Source organism: Microtetraspora fusca (assembly GCF_001570365.1).
GTDB classification, from domain to species: Bacteria; Actinomycetota; Actinomycetes; order Streptosporangiales; family Streptosporangiaceae; genus Microtetraspora; species Microtetraspora fusca.
In genome coordinates, this window is the sequence record NZ_BBYK01000039.1 from 436526 (window position 1) to 463279 (window position 26754).

24 protein-coding genes, 1 tRNA gene and 1 pseudogene are annotated in these 26754 nt (G+C 70.1%); 11 read left to right on the top strand and 15 right to left on the bottom strand.

The window, feature by feature from the left end; all coding sequences use genetic code 11:
- Positions 1 to 49 precede the first annotated feature (49 nt).
- The 3 genes from AWQ68_RS05130 to AWQ68_RS05140 all read right to left on the bottom strand — a co-directional run bounded on the left by AWQ68_RS05130 (position 50) and on the right by AWQ68_RS05140 (position 2516).
- Positions 50 to 1507, bottom strand: coding sequence for a hypothetical protein (locus AWQ68_RS05130; protein ID WP_066935324.1), 1458 nt, complete (start codon positions 1505 to 1507; stop codon positions 50 to 52).
- Between the two features lie 91 nt (positions 1508 to 1598).
- Entirely contained in the window at positions 1599 to 2138 is a 540-nt protein-coding gene (locus tag AWQ68_RS05135; RefSeq protein WP_066935327.1) for a hypothetical protein, read from the bottom strand.
- Between the two features lie 174 nt (positions 2139 to 2312).
- Entirely contained in the window at positions 2313 to 2516 is a 204-nt protein-coding gene (locus tag AWQ68_RS05140) for a cold-shock protein (RefSeq protein WP_061255882.1), read from the bottom strand.
- A gap of 239 nt (positions 2517 to 2755) precedes the next feature.
- Here AWQ68_RS05140 and AWQ68_RS05145 point away from each other — a divergent pair, with 239 nt between their 5' ends.
- Positions 2756 to 3550, top strand: a complete 795-nt coding sequence (locus AWQ68_RS05145) for an HAD family hydrolase (RefSeq protein ID WP_066935330.1) — start codon at positions 2756 to 2758, stop codon at positions 3548 to 3550.
- Positions 3551 to 3593: 43 nt separating this feature from the next.
- Here AWQ68_RS05145 and AWQ68_RS05150 read toward each other — a convergent pair whose 3' ends face one another.
- Together AWQ68_RS05150 and AWQ68_RS05155 are read right to left on the bottom strand one after the other, a co-directional pair.
- Entirely contained in the window at positions 3594 to 4115 is a 522-nt protein-coding gene (locus tag AWQ68_RS05150; protein ID WP_066935333.1) for a bacterial proteasome activator family protein, read from the bottom strand.
- A 62-nt stretch (positions 4116 to 4177) separates the two neighbouring features.
- Positions 4178 to 5131 (bottom strand): NAD(P)H-quinone oxidoreductase, encoded by a 954-nt coding sequence (locus AWQ68_RS05155; protein ID WP_066935336.1) that lies wholly within the window; start codon positions 5129 to 5131, stop codon positions 4178 to 4180.
- 113 nt (positions 5132 to 5244) lie between these two features.
- Here AWQ68_RS05155 and AWQ68_RS45610 point away from each other — a divergent pair, with 113 nt between their 5' ends.
- From AWQ68_RS45610 to AWQ68_RS05180, 5 genes are all read left to right on the top strand, one after another.
- Complete coding sequence (locus AWQ68_RS45610) at positions 5245 to 7470, top strand: MinD/ParA family ATP-binding protein (RefSeq protein WP_281217591.1); 2226 nt, start codon at positions 5245 to 5247, stop codon at positions 7468 to 7470.
- 104 nt (positions 7471 to 7574) lie between these two features.
- Positions 7575 to 7662 (top strand) — tRNA-Ser (locus AWQ68_RS05165).
- Between the two features lie 308 nt (positions 7663 to 7970).
- Entirely contained in the window at positions 7971 to 8177 is a 207-nt protein-coding gene (locus AWQ68_RS46080; protein WP_373281498.1) for a transposase, read from the top strand.
- A gap of 179 nt (positions 8178 to 8356) precedes the next feature.
- Complete coding sequence (locus AWQ68_RS05175) at positions 8357 to 8611, top strand: cupin domain-containing protein (protein WP_066935341.1); 255 nt, start codon at positions 8357 to 8359, stop codon at positions 8609 to 8611.
- A gap of 192 nt (positions 8612 to 8803) precedes the next feature.
- Positions 8804 to 10369: an alpha/beta hydrolase gene (locus tag AWQ68_RS05180; protein ID WP_084463655.1), complete on the top strand. Its 1566-nt coding sequence runs from the start codon at positions 8804 to 8806 to the stop codon at positions 10367 to 10369.
- Positions 10370 to 10408: 39 nt separating this feature from the next.
- On the opposite strand, the gene AWQ68_RS05185 is transcribed toward AWQ68_RS05180, so the two are convergent.
- From AWQ68_RS05185 to AWQ68_RS05195, 3 genes are all read right to left on the bottom strand, one after another.
- Entirely contained in the window at positions 10409 to 11020 is a 612-nt protein-coding gene (locus tag AWQ68_RS05185) for a LuxR C-terminal-related transcriptional regulator (protein WP_066935676.1), read from the bottom strand.
- Positions 11021 to 11043: 23 nt separating this feature from the next.
- A complete protein-coding gene (locus AWQ68_RS05190; protein ID WP_066935673.1) occupies positions 11044 to 12291 on the bottom strand; it encodes a sensor histidine kinase in 1248 nt (415 codons plus the stop codon).
- A 421-nt stretch (positions 12292 to 12712) separates the two neighbouring features.
- On the bottom strand, positions 12713 to 13255 hold the full coding sequence (locus tag AWQ68_RS05195) for a GNAT family N-acetyltransferase (protein WP_066935346.1): 543 nt from the start codon (positions 13253 to 13255) through the stop codon (positions 12713 to 12715).
- Positions 13256 to 13562: 307 nt separating this feature from the next.
- On the opposite strand from AWQ68_RS05195, the gene AWQ68_RS05200 reads away from it, so the two are divergent.
- Positions 13563 to 14036: a GNAT family N-acetyltransferase gene (locus AWQ68_RS05200; RefSeq protein ID WP_066935680.1), complete on the top strand. Its 474-nt coding sequence runs from the start codon at positions 13563 to 13565 to the stop codon at positions 14034 to 14036.
- A 54-nt stretch (positions 14037 to 14090) separates the two neighbouring features.
- Here AWQ68_RS05200 and AWQ68_RS44630 read toward each other — a convergent pair.
- Positions 14091 to 14309 (bottom strand): annotated as a pseudogene (locus AWQ68_RS44630) (tyrosine-type recombinase/integrase); the annotation flags it as partial.
- Between the two features lie 56 nt (positions 14310 to 14365).
- On the opposite strand from AWQ68_RS44630, the gene AWQ68_RS05210 reads away from it, so the two are divergent.
- A complete protein-coding gene (locus AWQ68_RS05210; protein WP_066935351.1) occupies positions 14366 to 14731 on the top strand; it encodes an MmcQ/YjbR family DNA-binding protein in 366 nt (121 codons plus the stop codon).
- 385 nt (positions 14732 to 15116) lie between these two features.
- Here AWQ68_RS05210 and AWQ68_RS05215 read toward each other — a convergent pair whose 3' ends face one another.
- Positions 15117 to 16331 carry an MFS transporter gene (locus AWQ68_RS05215; RefSeq protein WP_066935354.1) on the bottom strand — a complete coding sequence of 405 codons (1215 nt, stop codon included), beginning with the start codon at positions 16329 to 16331 and terminating at the stop codon, positions 15117 to 15119.
- 421 nt (positions 16332 to 16752) lie between these two features.
- On the opposite strand from AWQ68_RS05215, the gene AWQ68_RS05220 reads away from it, so the two are divergent.
- Positions 16753 to 19989: an AfsR/SARP family transcriptional regulator gene (locus AWQ68_RS05220; protein ID WP_066935357.1), complete on the top strand. Its 3237-nt coding sequence runs from the start codon at positions 16753 to 16755 to the stop codon at positions 19987 to 19989.
- A gap of 288 nt (positions 19990 to 20277) precedes the next feature.
- Complete coding sequence (locus tag AWQ68_RS05225) at positions 20278 to 20787, top strand: GNAT family N-acetyltransferase (protein ID WP_066935360.1); 510 nt, start codon at positions 20278 to 20280, stop codon at positions 20785 to 20787.
- An 81-nt stretch (positions 20788 to 20868) separates the two neighbouring features.
- Here the strand turns inward: AWQ68_RS05225 and AWQ68_RS05230 are convergent, their stop codons facing one another.
- From AWQ68_RS05230 to AWQ68_RS45615, 4 genes are all read right to left on the bottom strand, one after another.
- Positions 20869 to 22104 (bottom strand): HEAT repeat domain-containing protein, encoded by a 1236-nt coding sequence (locus AWQ68_RS05230; RefSeq protein WP_066935363.1) that lies wholly within the window; start codon positions 22102 to 22104, stop codon positions 20869 to 20871.
- 55 nt (positions 22105 to 22159) lie between these two features.
- Positions 22160 to 22552 (bottom strand): VOC family protein, encoded by a 393-nt coding sequence (locus tag AWQ68_RS05235; RefSeq protein ID WP_066935366.1) that lies wholly within the window; start codon positions 22550 to 22552, stop codon positions 22160 to 22162.
- 36 nt (positions 22553 to 22588) lie between these two features.
- On the bottom strand, positions 22589 to 23956 hold the full coding sequence (locus AWQ68_RS05240; protein ID WP_066935369.1) for a PAS domain-containing protein: 1368 nt from the start codon (positions 23954 to 23956) through the stop codon (positions 22589 to 22591).
- A 272-nt stretch (positions 23957 to 24228) separates the two neighbouring features.
- Positions 24229 to 24354, bottom strand: a complete 126-nt coding sequence (locus tag AWQ68_RS45615; RefSeq protein ID WP_281217592.1) for a hypothetical protein — start codon at positions 24352 to 24354, stop codon at positions 24229 to 24231.
- A 339-nt stretch (positions 24355 to 24693) separates the two neighbouring features.
- Between AWQ68_RS45615 and AWQ68_RS05245 the strand changes: the two genes are divergently transcribed.
- Positions 24694 to 25623, top strand: a complete 930-nt coding sequence (locus AWQ68_RS05245) for a YihY/virulence factor BrkB family protein (RefSeq protein ID WP_245655747.1) — start codon at positions 24694 to 24696, stop codon at positions 25621 to 25623.
- A 102-nt stretch (positions 25624 to 25725) separates the two neighbouring features.
- Here AWQ68_RS05245 and AWQ68_RS05250 read toward each other — a convergent pair whose 3' ends face one another.
- Entirely contained in the window at positions 25726 to 26352 is a 627-nt protein-coding gene (locus tag AWQ68_RS05250) for a PRC-barrel domain-containing protein (RefSeq protein ID WP_066935375.1), read from the bottom strand.
- Positions 26353 to 26754: the final 402 nt, after the last annotated feature.

A 26754-nucleotide genomic window follows, 5' to 3' on the forward strand; every position in this document is an offset into this window, starting at 1 on the left:
CAAGGAAGGCCCCGCCTCTCAGGTTCCAGTGATCGTTGCAACACCTGATCTATTCAGGAGTGGCAGTGGTCGAGATCCTGCCGGCGGGGCCTTCCCCTTTCTGGAGGATCCGTCTCGCGATCAGCCACCCGGGCGCCGCGGCGCCCAGGATCACGGCCAGCAGGACGGCCGTGCCGTACGTGTCGGGCAGGCCGGCGCTCCACCCCAGGAACGGCAGGTAGACCCCGGCGAAGGTGACCAGGGCGACGAGGGCGCTCCGCCCTCCCGCCCGTTCGGTGTGCTTCTGGTGGACCGCCCAGACCACCAGCACGCCCACGCCCCCCGCCAGGACCAGCAGGTAGCCCGCGAGCCAGGCCACCAAGCCGAAGGGCCACTCCAGGACGGGGGCCCCGACGAAGAGGAGCAGCCCGATCCACAGGAGGAGGCCCGCGATCCCGAAGGCCGCCCGGGCCCGCTCCAGGAAGCCGTCCCCGGCGAGGCCGACGAGCAGGACGGTGACCGCGATCAGCGCCGCGATCCACAGCTCGTCGTAGATCTGCTCCCCCGGGTCGATGAGGGGCGCGGCGTCCCGTGCCGAGAACCCGCCGTCGGCTGCGAAGCCCAAGCGCCGCCACAGGCCCGACGCGTCCCGTACCGCCACGCCGTCGGGGCCGTTGGCGACGACCACGATGTGTGCGCCCGCGCCGCCGGGTACGGCCTGCACCGCGAGCGCCCGGGAGGCGGCGAGATCGGTCGGCAGCCTCTGCGGGTCGGAGTTCCGGTAGGTCCGGTCCAGCCAGTGCCTCCGGCCGGAGGAGACGGCCCAGGACGTGGACCACGTGCTCCCGCCGTCGGCGGTCTCCTCGACCCCCAGCAGCCCCGGGCGGATCCGGTAGCAGTGCGCCTGCTCCCCCGGCACGCATGCGCTGCTCTGCGGCGCGTACGTCTGGTTCTCCGTCCACGGGTGCCAGGTCGCGCCGCCGTCGGTGGACGCCCTCGCCTGGACCTCCGTGACGTCGACGACGACCGCCGTGCCGCTGACGGCCACGGAGACGGCCGACGGCGCCGGCGGAGCGGCGGAGGTCGCGGTCACGGCGAAGACGGCCACCGGGACGACGAGGACGGCGCGCGGAAGCCGTACGGGAGGGCGCCGGGCGGCCCGCCGCCAGGCGAGCCAGGCGAGGCCGAGGGCGGGGAGCGCGATCAGGTCGGTCGGGTCGGCCACGACCCGCGACGGGATGAGGAGGGACCACAGCCACGACGCCGCCTCCGCCCCCGCGGCGGTGGCCTTCACCAGAGTGAAGAGCGTGCCGGTGAGTGCGATCGCGGCCGGGGCCGGGCAACGGAGGAGCAGCGCGGCCAGCGGCGGCGCCACGACCAGCCCGGCGACGTCGCTGAGCTTGCCGGTGACCGGGCCGGGCCACAGTCCCTTGAGAACGTGATCGTTGAGAAGGAGCACGGCCAGGGCCAGTACGGTGACCGGGTGGCCGAGCCACGCGAGCGCGTGGTCAGAGCTTCGCGTCGTCACGCCCGGTTCGATGCGGGGCCGGCGGCCCGGGTTGTCACGAACCGGTCCCGGCTGGGGGACGACTCGGTCATGCCGCGCACGCCGCGGTGCCTCAGCGCACTCTGATCCAGGCGTTGCCGATGAGGTCCTTCCTGGTGATCTCGTCCAGGTAGTCGCGGGTGCTGCCGCCGTAGTCGAGCGTCACCGGCCGCCAGTAGTGGCCGGAGCGGAACTTCCCGTAGTAACTGGTCTTGATCCACACATTGAACGACATGGTCAGCCGGGTGTGGTTGAGCGAACGGATCACGCAGTAGACGGCGTAGTTCCCGACCGAGTTGCGCTTCTGGGTGCCGCACTTGGCGCCCTTCGGCCTGGTCACGAACCGCACCTTGGACACGATGCGGCGCGGCAGGTCGGTCTGCAGGACGAGCGCCTCGTCGGTGAACTGGTCGGGGTGGGTGACCGTGTAGGTGATGCGGGCGGGCCGCCCCCTCCGGATCGCCGAGGGGTAGGTGACCTTCACCTTGGGCACCCGCCGTGCGGCCGTGTAGGCGGCGTGGGCGCCCGAGGAGGCCGTCGTGGCGTGTGCGGGTGCGGGGGACGCGAGAAACGCCGCCACGAGGCAGGTGGCGGCCGCGAGGACTCTGCGCATGATCGCTCTCTGCTGGGGGAGTGCCGATGAGCCGGTGCCCTCCCACCATCACAAGAGTGATTGCTTGCGGCAAGCCCCTTTTGCCCACTCGTCCGCGTGGCTCCGAGTCCGCCCGTGAAAGCGCGAAGGCGGGATCCGCAGGACGCGGACCCCGCCTTCAGCGGTGTTCAGAGATCAGAGCGCACGGACGTTGGACGCCTGCGGACCCTTCGGACCAGAGGTCACCTCGAACTCGACCCGCTGGCCGTCCTCGAGGTTGCGGTAGCCGCTGCCGGAGATCGCGGAGAAGTGGACGAAGACGTCCGGCTCCCCGCCGTCCGGTGCGATGAAGCCGAAGCCCTTCTCAGCGTTGAACCACTTGACGGTTCCCTGAGCCATTAATGCTCTCCCTAAGGAAGTGAATCTTGGGGCTCACACCTCGTGAACCCCGGTGTGTCGCACAGCTCCCCGGGTGGCTCATACAGTCAAGCTGGTTTTCGCTACGGGAACAGCTAATACAACGCCATCACATCTAACACTATGTCGCCGGTGGGTGTTCCACGTCCGGGGGAAGATTTCCTCCGTCTTCATCCCCGAGGACGGACGCGGGTGCAACAGCGGGCAAACTGGAGGCTGTTATGAGCAGCCCCCGCCTCGTCGCGACGGACCTGGACGGCACCGCACTGCGGGCCGACGGAACCGTCTCCGCCCGCACGGCCGCCGCCTTCGCCCTCGTGGAGGACTCCGGCGGCACGCTCGTCTTCGTCACCGGACGGCCGCCCCGCTGGATGCACAGCGTGGCGGGAGCCGTACGCCATCGGGGGCTGTCGATCTGCGCCAACGGTGCGCTCGTCTACGACCTGCACACCGAGCGGATCGTCGAGGCGCGCATGATCCACCCCGACGTCATCGACGAGTCCGTCCGCCGCCTGCGTGAGCACCTGCCGGAGCTGGTCTTCGCCGTCGAGTACGAGGGCGGCTACGCGCACGAGTCCGACTTCGCGGTGAACGGCGACGACCCCGCGTACGGGCGGCGGGCCGCGATGCGCGCGCTCACCGCGCAGCCGTGCGCCAAGCTGCTCGCCCACCACCCGACGATGGACCCGGACGAGCTCTATCGGCTGTCCGTGTCACTCGTGGGCGACCTGGTGACCCCGACGCACTCCAGCCGCCGCGCGCTGATCGAGATGAGCGCGCACGGCGTCACCAAGGCGTCGGCCCTCGCCGTGCTCGCCGCCGAGCTGGGGATCGAGGCGGGAGAGGTCGTCGCCTTCGGAGACATGCCGAACGACCTGCCCATGCTGGCCTGGGCCGGGACGTCGTACGCGGTGGCCAACGCCCATCCGGAGGTGCTGGCCGCCGTCGATCACGTGACGACGGCCAACGACGACGACGGGGTCGCCCGAATTTTGGAAGATCTTTACCGCCGGTGACCGCTCACGGCCTCCGGGTCTGCCGGCTGACCGAGCCGGGGGCCTACAGGTAGGGCCCCGAGGCGCGGTGGTGCTGCTGGTCCTCCTGACCCTGCGACATGCCGCCGGGCAGAGCGCGGCGCATCTGCTCAAGCTGCGCGCGCGCCGCCATCTGCTGGGCGAACAACGTGGTCTGGATGCCGTGGAAGAGTCCCTCAAGCCATCCGACGAGCTGCGCGTGGGCCACCCGGAGCTCCGCGTCCGAGGGCGGCGCGCCGTTGTCGTCGGTGAACGGCAGCGACAGCCGTTCGAGCTCGTCGACGAGCTCGGGTGCGAGACCGTCCTCCAGCTCCTTGATGGAGCTTTCATGGATGTCCTTGAGGCGCTTGCGGCTGGCCTCGTCAAGGGGAGCGGCGCGCACCTCTTCGAGGAGTTGGCGGATCATGCTTCCGATGCGCATGACCTTCGCCGGCTGCTCCACGAGGTCGGCGACGGAGCGCTCCTCGTGCTCGCCGTTCTCCCCCGCGACGGACAAGCCGTCGGGCCCCACGACCACGATCTGCGGCGTGCTCTCATCTGCGTTCATCGGCCGCTCATCACTCCTCGTCCGCGTCGGGCTCGGTCGGTACTCATGCGTTCAAACCTAGCTCACAGAAACAGGAGGATTTTGCCGATGTGCTCGCCCGCTTCCAGCAGGCGGTGCGCGTCCGCGGCGTCCCGCATCGGCACCCGCGCTTCGATCACCGGCCGGATCGCGCCCGCGCCGATCAGCGGCCAGACATCGCGCACGACTCCCGCGCAGATGGCGCCCTTCTCGTCGACCGGCCGGGCCCGCAGCCCCGCCGCCGAGACGGACGCGCGCTTGGCCAGCAGCTTCCCGAGGTCCAGCTCGCCGACCCGGCCGCCCTGCATGCCGATCACGACGAGGCGGCCGCCGACCGCCAGCGCGTCCAGGTTCTTCTGCAAGTACGCGGCGCCGATGATGTCGAGGATCACATCGGCCTTCTTGGTCGAGAAATCCTCTTCGTGGTAGTTCAGGGCCTCGTCCGCGCCGAGCTCCAGGCACCGCCGTACCTTCTCCGGGGAGCCGGCCGTCGCGATCACGCGGGAGCCGAACGCCTTGGCGAGCTGGATCGCCATCGTGCCGATGCCGCTCGTGCCGCCGTGGACCAGCAGCGTCTCGCCCCGGCGCAGGCGGGCGGTCATGAAGACGTTCGACCAGACGGTGCAGACGACCTCGGGCAGCCCCGCCGCGTCAACCAAGGACAGGCCCTCGGGGAGGGGCATGACCTGCTGCCAGGGAACCGCCACGCGCTCGGCGTACCCGCCGCCGGCGAGCAGCGCGCAGACCTCGTCGCCCGGCTTCATGCCCTCGACGTCGGCGCCGACCGCGACCACGGTGCCGGAGCACTCCAGGCCGGGGATCTCCGACGCGCCTTTCGGCGGGGGGTAGAACCCCTGGCGCTGGAGGACGTCCGCCCGGTTGACGGCGGATGCGGCCACGTCGATGAGCACCTCGCCCCGCGACGGCTCCGGATCGGGGACTTCCTGCCAGTCCAAAACCTCGGGTCCACCCGGTTCCGTAATTACGATCGCGCGCATGCGACCAAAGTAGCGGGGCCGCGAACTCGGCGGTTGCCCGCATTCGCTGGATAAGAGGGCGCTAATCTGCAATGTGTTTGCTGCCCCTTTAGCCCATCCCGAGGGGGAACACGGTGGCAAGACACGATCGTGAGGATCCCCACTCTCTCGAAGATCAGCTCGCCTGGCTCGACGCGATCAAGGAGATGCCCGACGAAGTGGACATCGCGGTCAGCGCGGTGACCTCGGCGTCCCTGGCCTCCGCGCCCGCGACCCCCGCCGGCCCTCCTGCGGGCTCCTTCACGGGGCCGACCGGCGAGCCGGAGGTGCCGTCACCGTACCCTCAGGACCCGTGGCGCTCGGTGCCGTCCGAGCCCGCTCCGCAGGGGCTGCTCCGCACCACTCCCGACCACGCGTACGGCGCCCCGGTGGCCGTCACCTCGGACGGGCCGGCGGAGACGGAGGCCGAGCCGGCCACGCCGCCGCTCTCGCCGAGCTTCCCCGGTACGCCGCCGGCCGAGCTGGGGCGCGGGCCGCTGTTCCCGGACTCCCCCGTCGACACCGACTCCTTCAACGTCGGCTCCTTCGGAACCTCGTACAAGGAGCACCACACGCAGCCGGTCCGGCTCCCGACGGGAGAGCACCGGCTGGACGACCTCCGGGCCGAGGAGCGCGACCTCGGCGGCCCGACTCAGACGTCGGCGGAAGAGCCTGTTCGCGGGTGGCTGGAGCCGGCGGTGCCGGTCGAGACCGACGGATCCTCGGGGACCTTGGGGACTCAGACGGCCGGAGGCTCCTCGTCCGCCGACTCGTCGGGATTTCCCAGCTCGGGCTTCCCGGGGCCCACGTTCTCCGCTCCCGCGCCGTCCGGAGACGAGGGCAGGCCGCCCTTCTCCGGCGACCTCGTCGGCGCGGTGACCGAGCGTTTCGCCGGTCCTGTCCCCGAGGAGGCTCCGGCCAAGGAGCAGCCGGACCAGCCGTTCGGCGGCTCGCTGCGCGAGGACCTCGCCTCCGCCCAGTCGTTCGACGCCTTCACGCGGGAGGAACGGCCCGCTCCCCAGCCGTTCGGGGGCGTACCGGCCGGGGACACACCGTTCGGGGGCTCCTTGCGCGAGGATCTGGCCCCCGGCAACTCGTCGTACGAGGACGCCGCCCCGTCCGTGGGTACGGCGCCGTCTTCGGGCGTCGTCTCGTCTTCGGGTGCCGTCTCGTCCTTGGGGAGCGTTTCGGCGGACGCCGCTCCGCCACGGGAGGAACCCCGCCAGGCGGACACCTCCCCCGAGAGCCAGGCGCCGGAGGAGCCGTACAAGGCCCGGCGCAGGCAGGCGCCGCAGGTCACCACGTTCGGCCCTTCGGGGCGTACGAGCGGGACGCGGGCGGCGGGCAGGCCGAGCGCGGACAGCCTGGACCCCGGCACCCTGCTCAAGGGACGCAGGACCGCTCCCACCCGGGGATGGCGCAGGTTCGTCTACAAGGCGTCCGGCGGCTGGATCAGGCCCGGCGAGGCCCCCGACGAGCGGCGGCGGCGCGAGCTGGCGGCGCGTGCCCGCACTCCCGTCGCCACCGGCCATCACCGCGTGGCCGTGCTCAGCCTGAAGGGAGGCGTCGGCAAGACCACCACGACGGTCGGCCTCGGAGCGACGCTCGCCCAGATCCGCGGCGACCGGGTGATCGCCGTGGACGCCAACCCCGACCGCGGGACGCTTTCGGACAAGGTCGAGCTGGAGACCTCCGCGACCGTACGCGACCTCCTCAACGAGCGGGCGCAGATCAAGCGGTACGTCGACATCCGGGCGTTCACGTCCCAGGGACCGTCCAGGCTGGAGATCCTGGCCTCCGACCGGGACCCCTCCGTGTCCGAGGCGTTCAGCGCGAGCGACTATCAGGCGGTGGCGCAGGTGCTGGAGAACTTCTACTCGATCTGCATCACCGACTGCGGGACCGGCCTGCTCCACTCGGCGATGTCGGGCGTCCTCGGCCTGGCCGACCAGCTCGTGCTGGTCAGCTCCCCCTCCGTGGACGGCGCCAGGGCCGCCTCGGCCACGCTCGACTGGCTGGAGGCGCACGACCACGAGGAGCTCGTCCGGGCCGCCACCGTGGTGCTGTGCAGCGTACGGCCGCGGTCGAAGTCCGCCGTGGACCTCGACCGGCTGGAATCGCACTTCGCCGCCCGCTGCCGCTCCGTCATCCGCGTGCCGTACGACCCGCACCTGGAGGAGGGCGCGGAGATCGACCTGGACCGGCTGCTGGAGCCGACCCGCGAGGCGTACCTGCGGCTCGCGGCCGCGGTGGGCGACGGCTTCGCCGGCCCGCAGGCCATGGCAGAGCGCAGGTTCTCGGAGATCCCCGATCAGATCTGACGTTATGCTCAGAGATCGTCTTTTGTCGCGGGCACGCAGCGCGTGGTGAGAGACTATGGTGATGTTCCGATGCCTTTGCGCGTCCGCGCGTCTGGCACCGGCCAGGAGAGCTCGCCTAGTGGACGATGGCGGCGGTCTTGAAAACCGCTAGGGGCTTGACGCTCCTCGTGGGTTCGAATCCCACGCTCTCCGCTCCCACCTCCGAAAACGGCGTCTGACCAGGTGTTCCGCCCTGGCCAGGCGCCGTTGATCGTTTCTGGCATGTGCAGCCATACGCCACTGAGAGCAGCCCTCGCCCGCTGTTCCCGGGATATATCCGGGATGGATCACGGCGCGTTTCCGCAGGTCGGGCAGGCAAAACGAAGAGGGCTACACACCGACATGACCGACGCCGAGTGGCAGGCCATCAAGCCGTTGATGCCCTGGTCAGCCTGGCTGACCGGCAACGGCGGACGCCCGGAGGAGTACGGCCGTCGCCTGATGTGGACGCCATCCGCTACGTGGTCGATAGCGGCTGTAAGTGGCGCAATCTGCCCGCCGATTTCCTACCGTGGCGCACCGTCCATGCGATCTTCACCCGCTGCTGGCAGGACGGAGACCTGCTCGCCGTGCACAATGACCTGCGCGAACACATTCCGCCAGGCCGAAGGACGCGAAGCCGAGCCCAGCGCCGGGATCGTCGACTCCCAGTCGCTGCGCGCGGCTGAGACCATGGGCGCCGCCAGCCGCGGATACGACGCCGGCAAGAAGGTCCAGGGCCGCAAACGCTCTTCCGCCCGGGGCGTGGACACCCGGTTTCATGCGGCCAGAGCCGCCACTATACCGAGCTGATCTTCGTGGACGGCTGGGGAGGCTCCCGGTCAGCGAGTGCCTTTCTCTCCAGTTCATGCTCCACCCGCCGCACGACGCCGACCGCATGCCCTTCCGCGATCACCACGGCGAGGAGTTCCTCTTCGTCCACGAGGGGCGGGCCGAACTCCTCTTCCCGTCCTACGCCGTCGCACTCGCGCCCGGCGACTCCGTCTACTTCAAGGCCACGACACCGCACAAGGTGCGATCGCTGAGCGAGACGCGGTCCTCCGTCCTGCTCCTCGTCTGCGCTGACGAGAACGCCCCCACACCCCTGCCTGCCCTGACCTGACCTCGCGTACGGAGCCGCTGGTGATCGGCGGGGGCGTAGTAGTGCTGTGTCTACCTAGGGACACCCGGGAACACCACCGAGCGTGCGGCAGGCTACGCCATCGCGACGACGAGGGGACGTCCATACGGTTGATCCGGATCAACCGCCGGGACCGCGGCCCGGCAGCGACATCATCCGGAGAGGACAACTTCTGTGCGTGAACGAACGATCGCCGTGGCCGTCGCCGTGGGGACGGCTCTGACGGTCGGGATATCGGCCACCGGCCCGGCGTCGGCGGGCGTCGCCAGCCGGGCCGGGACCGATGGGACCGACGGGACCGCCCGGTTCTACCGGCAACCGATCAGCTGGCACGGCTGCCGGTTGGGGCCGGACGACGAAACCGGCGGGGCGCTGGACGCGGCCGGCACGCGGTGTGCCACGGTCACCGTCCCGCTGGACTACGGCCGGCCGGACGGGCGGACCATCACCGTGGCGATATCGCGGATCAAGGCCACCGATCCCGGCCGCCGCCGCGGCGCCCTGCTCATCAATCCCGGCGGTCCCGGCGCCGTCGGACTGGACCAGGTGCTTCTCAAGGGGATGATGCCGGCCGTCGCGGAGCGCTACGACCTGATCGGGATGGATCCGCGCTTCGTGGGCCGCAGCACGCCGATCCGTTGCCAGTGGACGACCGACAGCTTCACGCGGTCGGCAGGTCCGAACCGGCGTACCTTCGATGAGAGCGCGGCCCTCATGAAGACGCTGGCGGCCGGATGCGCCCAAGGCGATCGCGACCTGCTGCCGCACGCCTCCACCCGCAACACCGCCCGCGACATGGACGTGATCCGTGCGGCCCTCGGCGAGCCGAGGCTGTCCTACCTCGGGTACTCGTACGGCACCTACCTCGGCGCCGTCTACCTGCAGATGTTCGGGGCGCGGGCGGACCGGGTCGTGCTGGACAGCGCGGCCGACCCCGACGTCTACGGCCCCAACCTGATCTCGCGGAACGCCCCGGCCCTCGCCGCCGCGCTGAAGCACTGGGCCGGCTGGGCCGCCGGTCACGACAGCAAGTACGGCCTGGGCGACACGACGGCCGCGGTCCTGTCCACCGTGGAGCGGATCGACCGGGCCGCCGCCCGGCGTCCCCTGCGGGTCGGCGCGTACCGGGTCGACGCCCACCTCGTCCCGTACCTGCTGTTCGTCCGCCTCTACGACGACAGCGCGGCGGCGTACGCCGGCCTCGCGGCGGAGACGCGGGCGCTGGCCGACGCCGCCCGCGGCGCCTCGGTCGTTCCTCCGCCGTCGCTGGAGAAGCTCCTCACCGGCCTGTTCACCGGCGCGGGCGAGGCCGAGGACCGGGCGGGAACCCCGATCGTCTGCGCCGACCGCGCCGCCTCCCGCGACCCGGCGACCTACTTCCGCGACATCCAGGCGCACCGGGCCAGCGAACCGCTGTTCGGGCCGATGACCCGCAACATCACCCCGTGCGCGTTCTGGCCGACCACGCCGGCGGAACCGGCCACCGAGATCCGCAACCACGTCCCGGCGCTGATCGTCGGCGCCGACGGCGACCCCGTGACTCCCTATCCGGGCCAGCGGGCCATGCACCGCGCGCTGGCCGGCTCGCGCATGATCACGCTCACCGGCGCCTTCCGCCATGGCGCCTACCTCGCGGCCGGCAACGCCTGCGTCAACGCCGCCGTCGACCGCTACCTGGTCGACGGCACCCTGCCCGGCACCGACATCGTCTGCGACACCTCCGGCGACACCGGCGAGTGACGGCTCAGCGCCGCTGCCCCGGGCGACCGGGACGGCGGCTCAGCGCCGCAGGTAGGTGAGGACGGCCAGCACCCGGCGGTGGCCGTCCTCGGCCGGCAGGTCCAGCTTCATGAAGATGTTGCCGATGTGCTTGGCGACCGCGGCGTCGCTGATGCCGAGGACGCGGGCGATCGACGGGTTGGAGCGGCCCTCGGCCATCTGCCCGAGCACCTCCCGCTCCCGTGGAGTGAGCCGGTCGAGTGGATCGGTGACCCGCTGCCGCGCCAGCAGCTGCCGGACCACGTCGGGGTCGATGACGGTCTCACCGGCCGCGACCCGGGTCACCGCGTCGGCGAAGTCGGAGATCTCCCCGACCCGGTCCTTGAGCAGATATCCGACGCCGGCCCGGCAGGTGGGCACGAGGAGCTCCGCGGCGTACGCGGTCGCGGCGTACTGCGAGAGCACCAGCACCGCCGTACCCGGATCGGCGGTCCGCAGCTCTACCGCCGCGTGCAGACCCTCATTGGTGTAGCCGGGCGGCATCCGCACATCGGTGATGACGAGGTCCGGACGGTGCGTACGGACGGCGGCCATCAGGGCGTCGGCGTCGCCGACGGCCGCAACGACGGTGTGGCCGAACCGCTCCAGCAGCCCGGCCAGGCCGGCGCGCATCAGCGTGGCGTCTTCGGCGAGCACTATTCGCAATGACACGGCAGTTCGATCCGCACGGTAGTGGGTCCCCCTTCCGGGCTGTCGATCACCAGGGTGCCATCCAGTACGGCGACCCGGTCGGCCAGGCCGCGCAGGCCGCTGCCCCGGGCCGGGTCGGCGCCGCCCTGGCCGTCGTCCCCGATCGCCACACGCAGGCGTCCGGACACGAACCCGCCGCTGACCGTGATCCGGCCGGCCCCGGCGTGCCTGACCGTGTTGGTCATCGCCTCGGAGACGACGAAGTACGCGGTGGACTCGACGGCGGCGGGCAGGCGCCGGTCCAGGGCGAGATCCAGCTCGACCGGGACCGGGCAGCGTTCGGCGAGCTCTCCGACGGCCGCCGCCAGCCCAAGGTCGGTCAGGATCTGGGGATGGATGCCGCGGATCAGCTCGCGGATCGCCGTCAACGCCTGCCGGGCCTGCCGGCGGGCGTCGCGGACGAGCTCGGCCATCCGCTGCTCCTGCCCGCCGAGCTCGGCTTCCATCAGGCCGAGATTCATGTTCAGCAGCACCAGGTGCTGCTGAGCGCCGTCGTGCAGGTCCCGCTCGATGCGGCGACGCTCGGCCTCGAACGCGTCGACCAGCCGCATCCGCGACGTCGAGAGTTCCTCGACCCGCAGGTTCAACTCGGCCTGTGTCGGGCTGAGCAGCCAGCGGGCGAACGCCGCCTGGCCCGCGGCGAGGAGGCACAGCGCGTAGACGGTGACGATCGTGACGGGCAGGGCGATCGCGGAGGCGAGCCATGCCTCGCCCATCGTGTCGACGACCGATCCGCCCAGCCGGATGTTCACCCGGCTCGTGATCCCGGCCGCGACGCACAGCGGAAGTGCCAGCAGGGTGACGCAGACGAACAGGACGAAGAGCCCGACGAGGTCGATGGCGAACAGGACGGACAGCAGGCAGACCGTGTAGCCCAGCTCCCGCCACGTCGCGCTCTCCATCAGCCGTCGACGCAACCAGGTGCCCACGCCGCCGGGGGAGGCGGCGTGCGGGCTTCGCACCGGAACCCGTTCGAGCAGGCCGAGGCGGCGCCGCTCCAACACCCCGATCGGCACCCCCGCGAGAACGAGCACCGGCGGGAACAGCAGCAGCGCCAGCATCGCCGGCCAGGCCGCCGAGGCGAGTACGACCGTACTGAGCAGATAGGCCAGACATCGCCACGGCCACCGGGACAGCAGGAACCTGAACGGGTTGCCGGCCACCGCCCGCCATACCGAACCGCTGTGCGTCATCCGGACCACCCTACGAGCGGCAGGCTCCCAGCGAACGGGCCCTCGGTGGAGTGCGGGTGGTAGACCTGGCGCTACCGCGGCCATGCCGGGGACGCCTCGGACGGACATGACAGCTGTCATGCGGAAGGGCTCAGACAGTCTCAATCGGAAGGTGGGTTTCCTCGCTGTCCCGCCGCGCCGGTCTCAGGCGATTGAGTTAGGTTGCGTCCACGGGCCTGGCGGCCCTGCGGTCCAGTCCACTTGGCACCGGATTGCGAGGGCGGGCCATCGGACGACAACGGCGTCTGACCAGCGGTTTCGCTACGGTCGGACGCTGTTGATCGTTTCCACTCATGTGCAGCCGTACGCCACCCTGAGCAGCCCTCGGCCGCTGTTCCCGGGATATATCCGGGATGGATCATGGCGTGTTTCCGCAGGTCGGCTAGCCCTTCGAGGCCGGCTTCCACTCCTGGGCGAGGAGCCCGAGCAGCACCTGGTCCAGGAACTCGCCCATCACCCAGGCCGAGGAGCGCAGCACGCCCTCGCGGACGAAGCCGTTGCGCTCGGCGGAGCGCAACATCGCAGCGTTGTCCGACAGCGTCTCGATCTGCAGTCGATGCAGGCCGCGCACGACGAAACCGTAGTGGCACAGCACCGCGACCACGTCGGTGCCGTAGCCCTTGCCGCGGGCCGACGGCAGCAGCCCCAGCCCGATGTGCGCGGACCGGTGGTGGGTGTCGATGCCCCACAGCGTCGCGGTGCCGATCAGCGTGCCGCCGTCCAGCTCCACCACGGAGAACGGGACGTGCCCTTGCTCCTTGTCGTCCACCACGAGCCGCGAGTCCTTCGAGCCGGGCGTGATCGGCCGCCACGGCCGGCTTTCAGCCCGCGAGCCGTTGACCACGTCGTCGTAGAGCTCGGTCCGCAGGATCGGGATGTCGTCCTCATGCCGGGCCCTGAGCCCGACTTTGCTGCCTTTTAGCACCCAAGCTTCCTATCCGGCCAGGCTGGTCGGCGGCAAACAAATTAGCGGGAGTTTCGCCCTGGATTCGGCCGAACAGCGGAGGTGCATGGGCCTGTTGATGCGGAGCGGCCATGCGCGGGAAGACCGAGTTGGGAGGGTTGGGAGCTACCGGCCAGGTTCGACGGTGCTGTGCGGTCAGCTCGGGTTTCCGGTCAGGCACCGTTCGCGATGCTCTCCTGTTTCGTGCGACTCCTTCGGGCAGGACTGTCGGAAGCCGCTGTTAGGTTGCTGCACGAGTTGAAACGGCCAGGTGATGGGGAGAGCGTCGATGTCAGGTGTGGCGTTGCGGGGTGTTGAGGACGGCGACCTGGATGCGCTGTTCCACCAGATGCGCGATCCCCAGTCGGTTCAGATGGCTGCCTTCACTTCCAAGGACCCCGACGATCGCCAAGCGTTCGATGCGCATATGTCGAAGCTGAGGACGTCCCCGGATGTCATCCTGCGTGCGGTGACCCGGGATGGTCACCTGGTCGGCAGCATCGGCAGCTTCGTCATCGACGGGGACACCGAGGTCACCTACTGGATCGACCGCGCGGCCTGGGGGCAGGGAGTCGCCAGCCACGCTCTCGCTCAGTTCCTTGAGCTCGTCCCCGTCCGCCCGCTGTATGCCCGTGCCGCCAGTGACAACCTCGGTTCGCTCAGGGTCCTGCAGAAGGCCGGTTTCACGATCATCGGCACCGAGACCTCGTACGCGCCCGCGCGAAACGCTGAAATCGAGGAAAGCATCCTGCGCCTGGGCTAGGCGAAACGAAGAGGCCCCGGGATGACCGGGACCCTCTGACGCTAGCTTGCGCCGTCATGTCTCCAAGGCGTCGTCTATCCGCCGGTTGGCGATCTCTGCGCCACCGTCGATGCACTTCGCATAGACCCTGAGCAACGCGTCCACGCCGTGCCCGGCGCGTTCGGCCACCTCTGGAGCGGCTACCCCGGCGTTGAGCCAGAGCGCAACGGCAGCGTGCCGGAGATCGTATGGCGGGGCCGCCAGTGGGGACACGGCCTGTTCCGGTGTGAGCGCCCTAATATCAGCCCGGTGCAGACCTGGCAGCCGGCGGAAGGGCAGGTGAGCATGTGATGGTGCACAGCTCGCGGCGGGATCGGGTGATCGCGGAGTGCGGTGCCAAGCCGGGATCGGTGGAGGACTACCCGTTCGGCGACGGTGTGGCGGTGTTCAAGGTCGCCGGCAAGATGTTCGCGCTGGTGCCGCTGGGGCCGTCCCCGGGCAGCGTCAGCCTCAAGTGTGACCCGGATCTCGCGATCGACCTGCGCCGGCAGTATGCCGCGATCACTGCGGGCTACCACCTCAACAAGCGGCACTGGAACACCGTCACGCTGGACGGCTCCGTGCCCGACGACGAACTTCTCGACCTGATCGATCATTCGTACGAGCTGGTCGTGGCCCGGCTACCCAGGGCCGAACGGGACAAGCTGAACACGTGACCGGTCGTCCGCGAGGACACATGTCTCCATCGGCGGAGTTCGGCCCGTACAACTTTGGACTACCAGCAAGACGAGGCGGATCGCGGGAACCGGAAGGTCTCCTGCCGCGTGCTTTTGCTATGAAGCCGGCGCGGTTCGGTCGCGAAACTTCACGGTGATCCGCTCGCGATATGGCAGGAGTGGGCCGATGACGTTCGCGGCCTCCCGGTACCAGTCGGTCACTTCATTCCAGAAGAAGCACCCGAGAAGACCACACGCCAACTGCTGAATTTTCTGCAGTAGTGCGGGATCGGAGCGACTGCTCGACGTGCCGGGGATTCATCGTTCATCCGCAACGACCAACTAAATGGACGTCATCGAACAGCACACACGAGAACCGCACAGGCTAGCGGCTCTGGGGTTGGGGCACGGTGGTGCGGCGGCGCCACGTCACCGCGAGGGGGAGGGCGACGATCGTGCCGGCCAGGCCGTACGTCGCGATCGCGGCCGGCGGGCCGGTGAGGTCGGCCAGCGGGCCGCTGAGCAGCACGCCGACGCCCTGCGCGGCGGTGAGCGCCGAGGCGGCCACGCCGACCGTCTGGCCGCGCCGTTCCGGCGGGGCGGCACGGACGAACTCCGCATTGGCGATCACCTGGTAAGCCGACAGGACGCCGGTCAGGAACCACGCGGCGGCGGAGACCGCCGTGCCCGGTCCGTACGCGCTGACCACGAGCGGCAGGCAGGAGACCACCGCCAGCGGTGCCAGCGCGGGCAACCCGGCCGACAGCCGGTTGACCAGATACATCCCCACCACGCTGCCGGCGGGGATGGCACACAGCAGGATGCCCGCCTCGACGGTCCCGCCGCCCAGGGCGCCCGCATACGGTACGGCCAGTCCCTCGGGAGCGATGGAGAAGGTGGCGAGGAGCGCGAACGCGAGCAGACCGCGCAGCCTCCGGTCCCTGACGATCAGACCGACGCCGGTCGCCATCTCGCCCAGTGAGACGACCCGGCCGGTGCGTGAGGCCGGCCGTTCCTTGACGCCTGTCGCCACCACCAGCGCGGCCAGGGCGAAGGAGAGAGCGTTGAGGCCCAGCGCCGCGTGTGGGCCGATGGCGGTGACGATCAGACCGCCCACCCCGAACCCGACCAGCATGGTGAGCTGCGAGGTCATCTGAGCGAGCGTGACCCCTGTGACGTAGAGCCGGGCGTCGAGCACGTCGGGCGTGGTGGCGATCCGCGCGGTCTTCTCCGGCGCGTCGATCAGCTGGACGGTGAAGAGGAGCACGCACAGGACCGGGAAGGGGACCTGCGGAACGGCCATGATCCCCACCAACAGCGCCCTGGCCACATCACAGGCGATCATCAGCCGCCGGCGCGGGAACCGATCGGCGAGGCCCCCGAGGAGTGGCCCGCCGATCAGCGAGGGGACGAACGTCAGCGCGTAGGTGAGGGTGGTCACCGTCGCGGACCCGGTCAGACCGTAGGCGTGCACGGCGAGCGCCACCCGGGCGAGTTGGTCTCCCGCCCGGGAGATCAGGCCGGAGAGCCACAGACTCCGGTACTCCGGCACGGCGAGCACGTCGCGGAACGTCGCGGAGCGCTCCCCTGTCGCGGCCATTCGCCTGTCCTTTCCTGAAGGCCGGGTGGCGCGGTGCGGTGCGCCACCCGGCCGGGACACGGGATCGTCGGTTCCAGCGCCGTCTTGGAGCGATCACCTTTTATGAAGGTTCACGGTTGCGCCGACAACTCGGGAACCGAGCGACTCGTCACGCCCGTTCGGATAGGGAGCGCCGTGTATCCGGCGCCGCTACATTCAGATGTCGTCCGGGGCCTGCCACACGATGTCCGGGGCGTTCCAGATGATGTCGGGGGCGTTCCAGATGACGTCCTTGCGCATGACCCATCACTCCTTCGCGATCTCGTTCGCTTCAGGTCACAGGATCAGACAACGCGGTATACGCGATGTATATCGATCTTGTGAATCCCACCCCTGCCGTATACGTTCTGCAGCGACGCCTCCGAAGCGCAGGGAGTCCGCCGTGGAGTTCGGAGTTCTCGGGCCGCTCACCGTGCGAAGCGACGGCGAGGCGATGCCCCTGACCTCCGGCAAGCAGCAGACCCTGCTCGCGGCGTTGCTCTGCCACGCCAACACCCCGGTCTCTCGGGCGCGCCTCATGGAGGCGCTGTGGGAGGAGCCGCCGGCGTCCGCCGTGGAGAACCTGCGCCTCTATGTACACCGGCTGCGCCGCGTACTCCGAGCGCCACAGCGCATCACCAGCCACGGCTCCGGCTACCTGCTGACCGTTCATCCCGGCGAGCTGGACGCGGACCGGTTCGGCGAGCTCGCCGCCGACGCGGGCCGGGCCCGGGAGGGCGGTGACCTGAACCGCGCGGGCGAGCTGCTGACGGAGGCGCTGGGGCTGTGGCGGGGGAAGGCGTACGACGACATCGCCCAGACCCCTCTGATCCGCGAGACCGCGGCCCGCCTGGAGGAGGAGCGCCTGCGCGCCGTCGAAGAGCGGGCCGACGTCGACCTCGCGCTCGGCCGGCACGCCGAAGTGGTGCCGGAACTGACCCTGCTGGTGGAGGAGCATCCGTATCGGGAGGTCCTGCGCCGCCACCTGATGCTCGCGCTCTATCGGTCCGGCCGGCAGAGCGAGGCGCTGGACGTCTTCCGCCGGACCCGCTCCCTGCTCATCGAGGAGCTGGGCATCGAACCGGGCCCCGAGCTGCGGTTGCTGCACGAGGCGATGCTGCGTGGCGACGAGGACCTCTTGTCACCGCCGCATCCGTCGTCGCCGCTCGTTCCCCGGGAACTCCCCGTCGACGTGTACGGATTCACCGGCCGGGTGGCTGCGATCGAGGCGCTCGACGAGATGCTGGCGGGTGATCGTGGGGGAACGGGCGCGCCGGTCGCCCTCGCGGTCATCGCCGGGCCCGCCGGCGTCGGCAAGACCGCCCTCGGGGTGCACTGGGCGCAGCGGATCACGCATCTGTTTCCAGACGGGCAGCTCTACCTGAACCTGCGCGGGTATTCCGCGGAGCCGCCGTTGCGTCCGCTGGAGGCGCTCACGGTGCTGTTGCGCGCGCTGGGCACGCCCCCACAGCGGATGCCGTCCGACACGGCACAGGCCGCGGCGCGCTACCGTTCGCTCATGGCGGGTCGGCGGATGCTCGTGTTGCTGGACAACGCGGCGTCCGCCGAACAGGTCCGGCCCCTGCTGCCGGGCGCCCTCGGTTGCTTCGTGGTCGTCACCAGCCGCGACCGCCTCAGCGGGCTGATCGCTCGGGAAGGAGCGCGGCGGATCACGCTCGACGTCCTCACGCCGGCGGAGGCCCGGGAACTGCTCGTCTCGTTCCTCGGCGGGCAGCGGATCGCGTCGGAGCCGGAGGCCGTGGCGGAAATCGCCGAACGGTGCGGGTGGCTGCCGTTGGCGTTGCGGATCGCGGCCGCCCGCCTTGCCGATCGCCCACTGCAGGGGATCGCGGACTACGCCGCGGAACTCGCCGAGGGCAACCCGCTTGCCGCGCTGCAGATCGCCGGAGACAGCGGCACAGCTGTACGCGCTGCCCTGGACGGGTCGTACGAGACGCTGTCGTCGGAGGAGCGACGAATGTTCCGACTCCTCGGCATCGCGCCTGGCATGGACTTCACCGTGGAGGCGGCCGCCGCCGCTTCGGACCGGAGCCTGGACCAGACGGTGCGGCTGCTCGATCGACTCTCGGCCGCGCATCTCCTCGAGGAGCGAGTGGCGGGCCGCTTCGCCTTCCACGACCTCGTCCGGCTGTACGCACAGGCCCAGGCGAACGCGGAGGACAGCGCCGAGGAGCGGGTGGTAGCCGTCCGGCGGGTCTACCGGTGGTACCTGTCGGCCGCGGACGGCGCGGCCGACCTGCTCTACTCGCATCTGCTGCGCATGCCTCCCCTTCCCGCGCCCTCCGTACAGTTCGAGGCGGCCCACGACGCCCGCAGATGGCTGGACGCCGAGTCGGTCAACCTGGTGGTCGCGACAGTTGAGGCGGCCGAAGGCGGCGCACCGCGCGAGGCATGGCATCTGGCCATGGCGCTGCGCGGCTACTTCTGGCTGTCCGGCGACGCGGACGCGGCCATGACCACGGCGGACGCGGGTGTCGCCGCCGCGCGGGCGGTCCAGGACCCGCGGGGTGAGGCCGGGGCCCGGCTCACCCTCGGCCAGACCCTCACCCGGCTCGGACGGGTCGAGGAGGCGTTCGGCCAGCTTGGTCAGGTCATCGAACTGACGGACCGGCTCGACTGGCCAGAGTGCCGGGCGTCCGCGCTCAGTGCGCTCGGCAACCTGCACCTTGAGCGGGGCCGGCTTGAGCGTTCGGCCGGCTGCTACCGCCAAGCCCTGAGACTGAACCTGGACCGCGGAAACGTGGCGCTACAGGCAGTGAACCTGGCCAACCTCGCAGTCGTGGCCCTGCATGCGGGGAACCTGGAGCAGGCCGTGGCGTACTGCGAACACGTGCTGACGCGATACGACATGGCCGGTTCGGGTGGGCACCCCGCCGTCCTCAACACCCTCGGTCACGCCTGCCATCTCCTTGGCAGGTCCGAGGAGGCACTCGGCCATTTCGAGCATGCTCTGGAGATCTACCGAAAGATGGGGAACTCCGTTGACCAGCCTCTCGTGCTGGCCGCCTGCGCCACCGTGCACCGTGACGCCGGACGCCGGGAGCAAGCTCTGCGGCAGGCCGAGTCGGCCGTCCACGCCGCGTGCGGCGCCGGGGAACGGATTCAGGCCGGCGTCCTGGGCGATCTCGGCTCGGTGCACCGGCACTTCGGGCGCCTGCCGTCCGCGCTCCGGTATCTCCAACAAGCTCAGGCTGCGGCAGAGGTCGTCGCTGACCGGTTGCTGGGCACGTGGATCCGGATCGAGCTCGCCGCGACCCGCCTCGCGGCAGGCGACGTCGCCGCGGCCACGGCCGATGCGGAGCATGCTTTGGCCCTGGCGAAGGACGCGGGATATCGCCTGTGGGAAGGCCGGGCGCTGCTCGTCCTCGCCGAGGCCGACCTCATTCTCGGAAGGGTCGAACGAGCCGCGGAACGCGCCGCATCGGCGCTCGCTCTGCACCGCGAGACCGGCCACAGCCTCGGCCAGGGACAGGCTCTGCTGCTGCTGGCCGACGCCGCCCGCCGGGGCCGGGCCGATTCTTGTCGTTCCGCCTCCTACCAGGCCGAGGCGGAACGCATCCTCACCGAGATCGGGTCGTTCCCGGGCCTCTCTTGTCACCGATCAGAAGCCGGGACATGAACGGCATCAACCCCTTTCCCTTGGCCCGAGGAGTGGATCTGGCCCGGTCGGCACACTTATCCGGACGGCTGAGGCGTACAAGCTGACCGGCGCCATCTTCACGACCATGCGGCTGAAGACCCTACGCGGTATGGCGACCGTGCCCGCGTGGCGTCTGTACTTCTCGAACCTTGCTGGCCCGATTGACCACGTCGCGGTCGACGCCCGCCTCCTTGGCGCTCTGGCCCTACCTGACGCCTGTGAAACTCCTTTGCGGTGCTTGATGTCGCGTGGATAGCGTGGCCGTTCGTGACTCCGACCCTTCGCACCGAGCGCCTTGTCCTGGACCCCTACACACCCGAGGACGAGGAGGGTTTCGTCGCCCTCTTCCAGGACACGCGGGTGACCCGATGGATAGGCGACGGCCCCGCTTCCGAGGCAGAGGACCGGGCCCTGTTCGGGCGGATCTTCACGAAGGTGTACGCCCAGGACCTGTTCGACGTATGGGCCGTGCGCCGGGACGGACTGTTGATCGGACATGCCGAGATCAAGCCGACCGATCAGGTCCAGGGCCACGAGATCGTCTATGCGCTGACGCCCACGGCATGGGGATCCGGCCTGGGCACAGAGCTGGCGGAGGCGATCGTCGCCTACGGCTTCGACGTTCTGGGGCTGGCAGAGGTGCATGCCACTGTGGCCGCGGAGAACACGGCCTCGCTGGCCCTGCTGGAGCGGATCGGTTTCGAGCACGTCCGGGACATCGTCGAGGACGACGGCAGCATCACCCGCGTGTTGACCCGTCGTTCAGTTCGACGGTGACCGCCGCGCCTTCGCTCAGCCGATAGAGCCGGCACCTGGGGCGGTCAGGCAAGGCGAGCCACGTGCAGCACGAACGCCGCGTCATTTCAGCGCGTCGAGGCCCGCGTAGGCGCGGCACTCCGCGTGTGTGCTCGGCAGATTCCAGGCCCGCAGGATCTCGATGAAATCGCCCCAGCGCCACGTCTCGGGACCCAGCTCGGCCAGGACGCGTACGACCCGCTGCCGCGGCTCGGTCAGCTCCTCGAACGGCGGCAGCGGACGAGGCGCGGCTTCCTCGAACGTGAGCCGTAGCGCCGCCGTGGCCATCGAAAAGACCGCGATCTCCGAGCTACGCGACAGGCCCTCCAGGACGGCGTCGACAGACTCTGCCGGCAAGCGGACGTCCAGCGCGGCCAGCGTCTGCGACGCGTAGGCGCGCCCATCGCCCTCCATGAAATGCACCCCGGGCACCACGTCCGCTTCCGGCGGGTCGATGCTGGCCGACGCCAGCGCGCCGATGACGTCAGGGTCGAGGACGTCGAGCCGGGCGAGGGCCACTGCGGCGGCCCAGCGCAGCAGCGGCTCGGGTCCGCTGAGGTGCTCGCGCAGCCGCGGAATCAGCTCAACGTCCGACAGCAGCCCGGCGGAGATGATCGCGTTGGCGACGACGCCGGTGACGGTCTCGGATCCGAGCAGGGGCCGGAGCGCGTGGATGGAATCGGCTGCTTCCTCCGGGAACCAGCCCAGCAGGTACGCGGTGGCGGACCGGATCTCCGGATCGTCGTCACCCAGCAGCCGGCGAAGCCCGGGTACCTCGGCTCGGACCGCGTCGTAGACGCCCAGCTCGTCCTGCGCGTATTGGAGCTCTGCGGCGTGGTCGTACCAGTCCCGCCGCACGCTCCGGGCCCGCCGCTCGCCCTCGTCCCGGGCCGCCGCGACCCACTCGACGATCTTGCGTAGCTCCTCTGCCGGGTCGGCGGCGCTCATCCGCTCGACCTCGGCCCGCCAGCCCGCGATGTCGACGCCGCGTGGCAGGTGCGCCTCGTCGTATCCGATCGCGACCGAGGCGAGCAGATGCACGATCTCCTGCCGATCGGGTGTCGCCGGATCCACGGCGAGCCGGGCCAGGAACGGCACCGCATACGCGGTCGCCTGGTATCGGCTGCCCTGGTGGAAGATGTTGCCGTACAGCTCGGACACGGCGCGTTCGCGCTCGTCGTGAGACTCGGAGCGCAGCGCCCTCAGCAGTCCCGGGACGTCGTCCGCGGGGCCGTAGGCGTGACTCAGCGCCGCCCAGTCGATCTCATCCAGCCCCGCCAGGACATCGCGATCACCCATGGCGTGCAGTGTGCCAGCCGCCACCGACAATGCCTCACCGCGGGGATTCTCCTGCTCAGGCCGGGCCGAGCAGGTCCCAGCGGTTTCCGGCGATGTCCAGGAACACGGCGACCTGTCCGTACGGCTCGCTGCGCGGCGAGGTCACGAACTCGACGCCCGCGGCGACCATCCGCCGGTAGGCGGCGTCGAAGTCGTCCACGCGGAGGAAGAACCCCACCCTGCCGGCCACCTGGTTCCCGACGGCCTTGGCTTGCCGCTCTCCGTCGGCGCGGGCGAGCAGGATGCCGGTCTCCGCGCCCGGCGGGCGGACGACGACCCACCGTTTCGGACGGCCGTCGTTCGTCAAGGAGGGCGAGTCCTCCACCAGGTCGAAGCCGAGGACGCCGACGAAGAACTCGATGGCTTCGCCGTAGTCGTCGACGATGATCGCGACTAATTCGATCTTCACCGTCAGATCGTACGGGAGCGCGTCAGGAGCGGAAGGTCAGGCCGCCTCGCGGGAGCCGACGGCTCCGGCGCGGATGCGCGCCACCTGCGTCGCGAGGGCGTCCACGTCGAACGGCACGGCCGCCGACTCGAACTCCTTGCCCAGCGCGTGCAGCATGTCCATGCCGTCCCAGCTCGCGGCGAACTCGTCGTCGATCGGCTGCATCAGGTCGGCGAGCGCGTTCTCGGCACGGTTGCGCATCACGAGGATCCGCCACTGCCCGAGGAAGCGGCGGAAGTCCGCCAACCGCTCGCCCGCGACGGCGACCTCGGAAACGATCGCGTGCAGCTCCTGGTTCACCTGCTGCGCCCGCGCCGACATCTCCAGGACGCTCTCGTGTACGGCGTCGCAGAGCAGGGGCACCTCGCTGAGCGAGGTCGACGGCGCGAGGCCGTCCACGACCTCGGCCGCGAACGCGGCGACCATGTCGCTGTGCACGCTGGCCAGCGCGATCCGGAACCGCAGGTCCGCGATGTACGAGCGCAGCGCGGTGAGCCGGGGCACCAGCCGCTCGAGCGTGTCCACGGCGGTGCTTGTCGGCGTGGCCATCACCCGGGCGACGTTGTGCAGGACGGGGGCGGTGTCGGCGACCCGCTCGGACGCGGTCTGCGCGGCGGCGACGGTGTGGTCGAGCCTGCGGGACATGTCGAGCACCTGGGTGGACGACCGCAGGAGGCGATCGCTGAGCAGGCGGTAGCTCTCCAGTCGCTCCACCAGGTCGGTGAGCATCGCATCGAGCGCGCCGGCCCCGGCGAGCACCTCCGCGATCGGCCCGCGCGCCTCGGGGCGGGCGTACGCCGACGAGGCGAGCCGCCCGCGTGCCGCGATCTCGCCGGCCAGCGCCTCGGTGAGGAAGTCGTCGTGCGAGCGGAACCCGAGCTCGCCCAGGTGCTGCTCGAGCTGCCTGATGCCGACCACCGCGACCTCACGCCGGTTCATCCCGTGGCGTTCGGCCGCTTCGGCCTCGACGTCGGCGACGTACTTGTAGATCCGCTTGACCTCGTCGAACAGCTCGGACCTGGGGGCCATCCGGACCGAGAGGAAGCCCTCCGCCGAGGGCGTCATCGTGGCGAAGACCCAGTAGTTGCTGCCGTCCTTGGCCAGGTTCTGCACGTACGCGCCGGCCGGGCGGCCGGAGAGCAGGCGGTCCCACATCAGCCGGAAGACCCCGGCCGGCATGTCGGGGTGGCGCACGATGTTGTGCGGGGCGCCGGTCAGCTCGTCGAGGGAGAACCGGGAGGTCCGCACGAAGACAGAGTTGCCGCTGCGGATCAGACCGCGCCGGTCCGTGGTGGAGAAGAAGAGCTCCTCCGAACCGATGAACTGCTCCGCCCCTGTGGGCATGCGAAACTCGCCAAGACTCATGGTGACCTCCCCGATCAGCGGAGAGACTATCCGCGGGTGATCGGGGTCCCGAAACCGGCTACGCGATCAACGTCCGCCGGTCGGTGCGGCTCGTCCGACCGTCCCTATGCGGCTCGTCCGACCGTCCCTATGCGGCGGGGCCTGGCCGGGTACGCGTGGTGCGGACGCCTCTATTCGCGGGAGCGTCGAAGGGCGACGGCTATTCCTCCGGCCTCATTTCCGCTGTGAAACCCGTTTCTCTCAGCCGGCTCGCACGCGATCGTATTGCGGGGTCACCTTTCCCGTCTGCCCCAAATCGCGACCCTGATGGTGAGGACGACCAGGGCGACCGTCAATGTGACGATGACCAGCAGGATCGTCCCGATGAGGGTGGTTTCCACGGGGTCGAGATCGCTCACGGTGGACTCTCCTCACGTCACTGTGGGACTCCCCGATCCGCTCGCGATGATGGCACGCTCCACGCGTATTGGGGGTGGAATTCCGCTAAAACCGGCAGGGCATCGGGAAACAAGGATGTGCGGAAGCGGCGAATTCGTTCGAGAGCGGGGACGGGATCCCGCCCAGCCGTGAGCGGGATCCGGCCGGTCGGCTGCGTGATTCCGGGCACGGGTGCGCCGATCAACGTACAGCCGGGCGAATACGGCCTGGTCGCATGGGTAGCCGCCTCACCTGACGAACGGGCACGGCGAGGGGAATGGGCCATGACGCGAGAAGATCCTCGGCCGGATTCACACGGGGTGCCGGAGAGTCCCACGCAACTGCCCAAGAGGTCGTGGCTCGCCGTGCTGAAGCGCACCGCCAAGGAGTTCCAGCGGGACAAGGTCACCGACTGGGCCGCCGCGCTGACCTATTACGCGGTGCTCTCCCTCTTTCCGGCGCTGCTGGCCATCGTGTCGTTGCTGGGCCTGTTCGGCGCCTCCGCGACGCGGTCCGCGACGGCCGACCTCACCGCCCTGGCCCCCGGTCCGGCCAAGCAGACCCTCGGGCCCGTACTGCAGGCGCTGCAGAGCAACCACCAGGCGGCCGGGGTGGCCACCGGCATCGGCATCGTCGTGGCCCTGTGGTCCGCTTCGGGCTACGTCGCGGCTTTCATACGCGCGACCAACGCGCTGTACGACATACCTGAAGGACGCCCCCTGTGGGTCACGTTGCCGCTGCGCGTCGGCATCACCGCGATGCTGATCGTGCTGGTCGTGATCGGAACGTTCGCCGTGGTCTTCACCGGCGGACTGGCGGACAAGGCCGGTCAGGCGCTGGGAATCGGCGAGACGGGGGTCGCGATCTGGAACATCGGCAAGTGGCCCGTCCTGGTGATCCTCGTCGCGCTGGTGCTCGCCCTGCTGTACTGGATGGCTCCCAACGTGCGGCAGCCGCGCTTCCGCTGGCTCACCCCGGGCAGCCTGCTGGCGGTGATCCTGTGGATCGTCGCATCGCTTCTCTTCGCCCTGTACGTGGCGAAGTTCGGCTCCTACAACAAGACGTACGCCACGCTGGCCGGGGTGGTCATCTTCCTGATCTGGTTGTGGATCACCAATATCGCCGTCCTGCTCGGCGTGGAGCTCGACGCCGAACTGGCGCGTGAACGCTTCATCAAGGCCGGCCACGCCGCCGACGAGACTCCGTACGTCGATCCCCGGGGCACTCGGAAGATGAAGAAAGAGGGATGACGCCCGTTCCGGCCCGGCCCAGGTGGTACGACACAGGCCCGGAGGGGCGGACCTCCGAGCCTGTGCCACGTGACTCCGTGGGCCTGATCGGCCCGTCACCCGTCAGAAGGGTCCTGTGTCGCCGAAGTCGTCCCGCTTGCCGCCGGGACGCTCCCCGCGTGACTCCCCGGGCCTCAGGTACCGGCGCAGGCGTGCGCGCAGCGGTTCCCGCGTCCTCTGCTCGGGCTGGATCGGCTCTCCCACCCGACCGGTCTCTCGGGGACCTGTCACCGGCCCGCCCGCCGTCTCTCCGGGGCGTATGGTCCCTTCGGGACGGGTGGCCGTTTCACCTCCGAGGCCACCGGCCAGGCGCTCCCGCTCCTGCTCGCCCGCGGTGTGGGCCCAGCCACGGCCGGGCTCGTTGGCCTGCTCCCAGCTCATGTCGTAGTAGCGGTAAAGCTCGCGCTCCTGCTCCACGGACAGGTGGCCGCCGGCGTCCACGTCGACGTGAGGCGCGCCCTTGACGCGCTCCTTGTCGTACGGGACCTCCACATGGTCTTCGACCAGGTCGGCGTTACGGATCGGGACGAACGTCTCGTGCGTGCCGAACAGCCCGGTCTTCACGCAGAGCCATTCCGGCTGCCCGGTGTCGTCGTCGAGGAAGACGTGTTTGACCTCGCCGAGTCGCTGCCCGCCGGTGCCCTGGACCGGGATGTCCAGCACCCGCGGGATCTGCTCCTGGGTGATCATCTTCTCCTCCGTCCTTCGCTGTCCCCATCGGCCCTACCGCTGACTGTTGACGGGAAACCCGACTTACAGGACGAACCATCTAAAACTTCTGTCGCTGCTCGTGGGGGTCCTCGTCACGGACAGGGGGCGCAGCGGGCACGCCACTTCGCGCATTGCGTCCGGCTACGGGAGGGGCAGGTGTGGGCCGGTGCCCTGAAAGAGGCGTTCGGACAAGGACGGGAGGCGTTCGGACGAGGACGACACGATGCACGCCATCGCCGTGAACCGGATGCAATGCTCATGACGGGCCAGCAGGATCGAATTCCGATTGAATCCCTCGTGAGCCAGGGGGCATGATTCAGGCGCTCTGGCCCCTGCTGAGCCGGCTCCGCGTCGAGCGTCGCCGTGCGCCGAGTTACCGTC

Excerpts from the sequence above, each read along its gene's own strand:
- AWQ68_RS05175 (WP_066935341.1), top strand. The coding sequence starts at position 8,357 with ATGCTCCACCCGCCGCACGACGCCGACCGCATGCCCTTCCGCGATCAC.
- AWQ68_RS05135 (WP_066935327.1), bottom strand. The coding sequence starts at position 2,138 with ATGCGCAGAGTCCTCGCGGCCGCCACCTGCCTCGTGGCGGCGTTTCTC.
- AWQ68_RS05210 (WP_066935351.1), top strand. The coding sequence starts at position 14,366 with ATGGTGCACAGCTCGCGGCGGGATCGGGTGATCGCGGAGTGCGGTGCC.
- AWQ68_RS05230 (WP_066935363.1), bottom strand. The coding sequence starts at position 22,104 with ATGGGTGATCGCGATGTCCTGGCGGGGCTGGATGAGATCGACTGGGCG.
- AWQ68_RS05240 (WP_066935369.1), bottom strand. The coding sequence starts at position 23,956 with ATGAGTCTTGGCGAGTTTCGCATGCCCACAGGGGCGGAGCAGTTCATC.
- AWQ68_RS05200 (WP_066935680.1), top strand. The coding sequence starts at position 13,563 with ATGTCAGGTGTGGCGTTGCGGGGTGTTGAGGACGGCGACCTGGATGCG.
- AWQ68_RS05145 (WP_066935330.1), top strand. The coding sequence starts at position 2,756 with ATGAGCAGCCCCCGCCTCGTCGCGACGGACCTGGACGGCACCGCACTG.
- AWQ68_RS05215 (WP_066935354.1), bottom strand. The coding sequence starts at position 16,331 with ATGGCCGCGACAGGGGAGCGCTCCGCGACGTTCCGCGACGTGCTCGCC.
- AWQ68_RS05250 (WP_066935375.1), bottom strand. The coding sequence starts at position 26,352 with ATGATCACCCAGGAGCAGATCCCGCGGGTGCTGGACATCCCGGTCCAG.
- AWQ68_RS05185 (WP_066935676.1), bottom strand. The coding sequence starts at position 11,020 with ATGCGCGCCGGCCTGGCCGGGCTGCTGGAGCGGTTCGGCCACACCGTC.
- AWQ68_RS05150 (WP_066935333.1), bottom strand. The coding sequence starts at position 4,115 with ATGAACGCAGATGAGAGCACGCCGCAGATCGTGGTCGTGGGGCCCGAC.
- AWQ68_RS05140 (WP_061255882.1), bottom strand. The coding sequence starts at position 2,516 with ATGGCTCAGGGAACCGTCAAGTGGTTCAACGCTGAGAAGGGCTTCGGC.
- AWQ68_RS05155 (WP_066935336.1), bottom strand. The coding sequence starts at position 5,131 with ATGCGCGCGATCGTAATTACGGAACCGGGTGGACCCGAGGTTTTGGAC.
- AWQ68_RS05190 (WP_066935673.1), bottom strand. The coding sequence starts at position 12,291 with ATGACGCACAGCGGTTCGGTATGGCGGGCGGTGGCCGGCAACCCGTTC.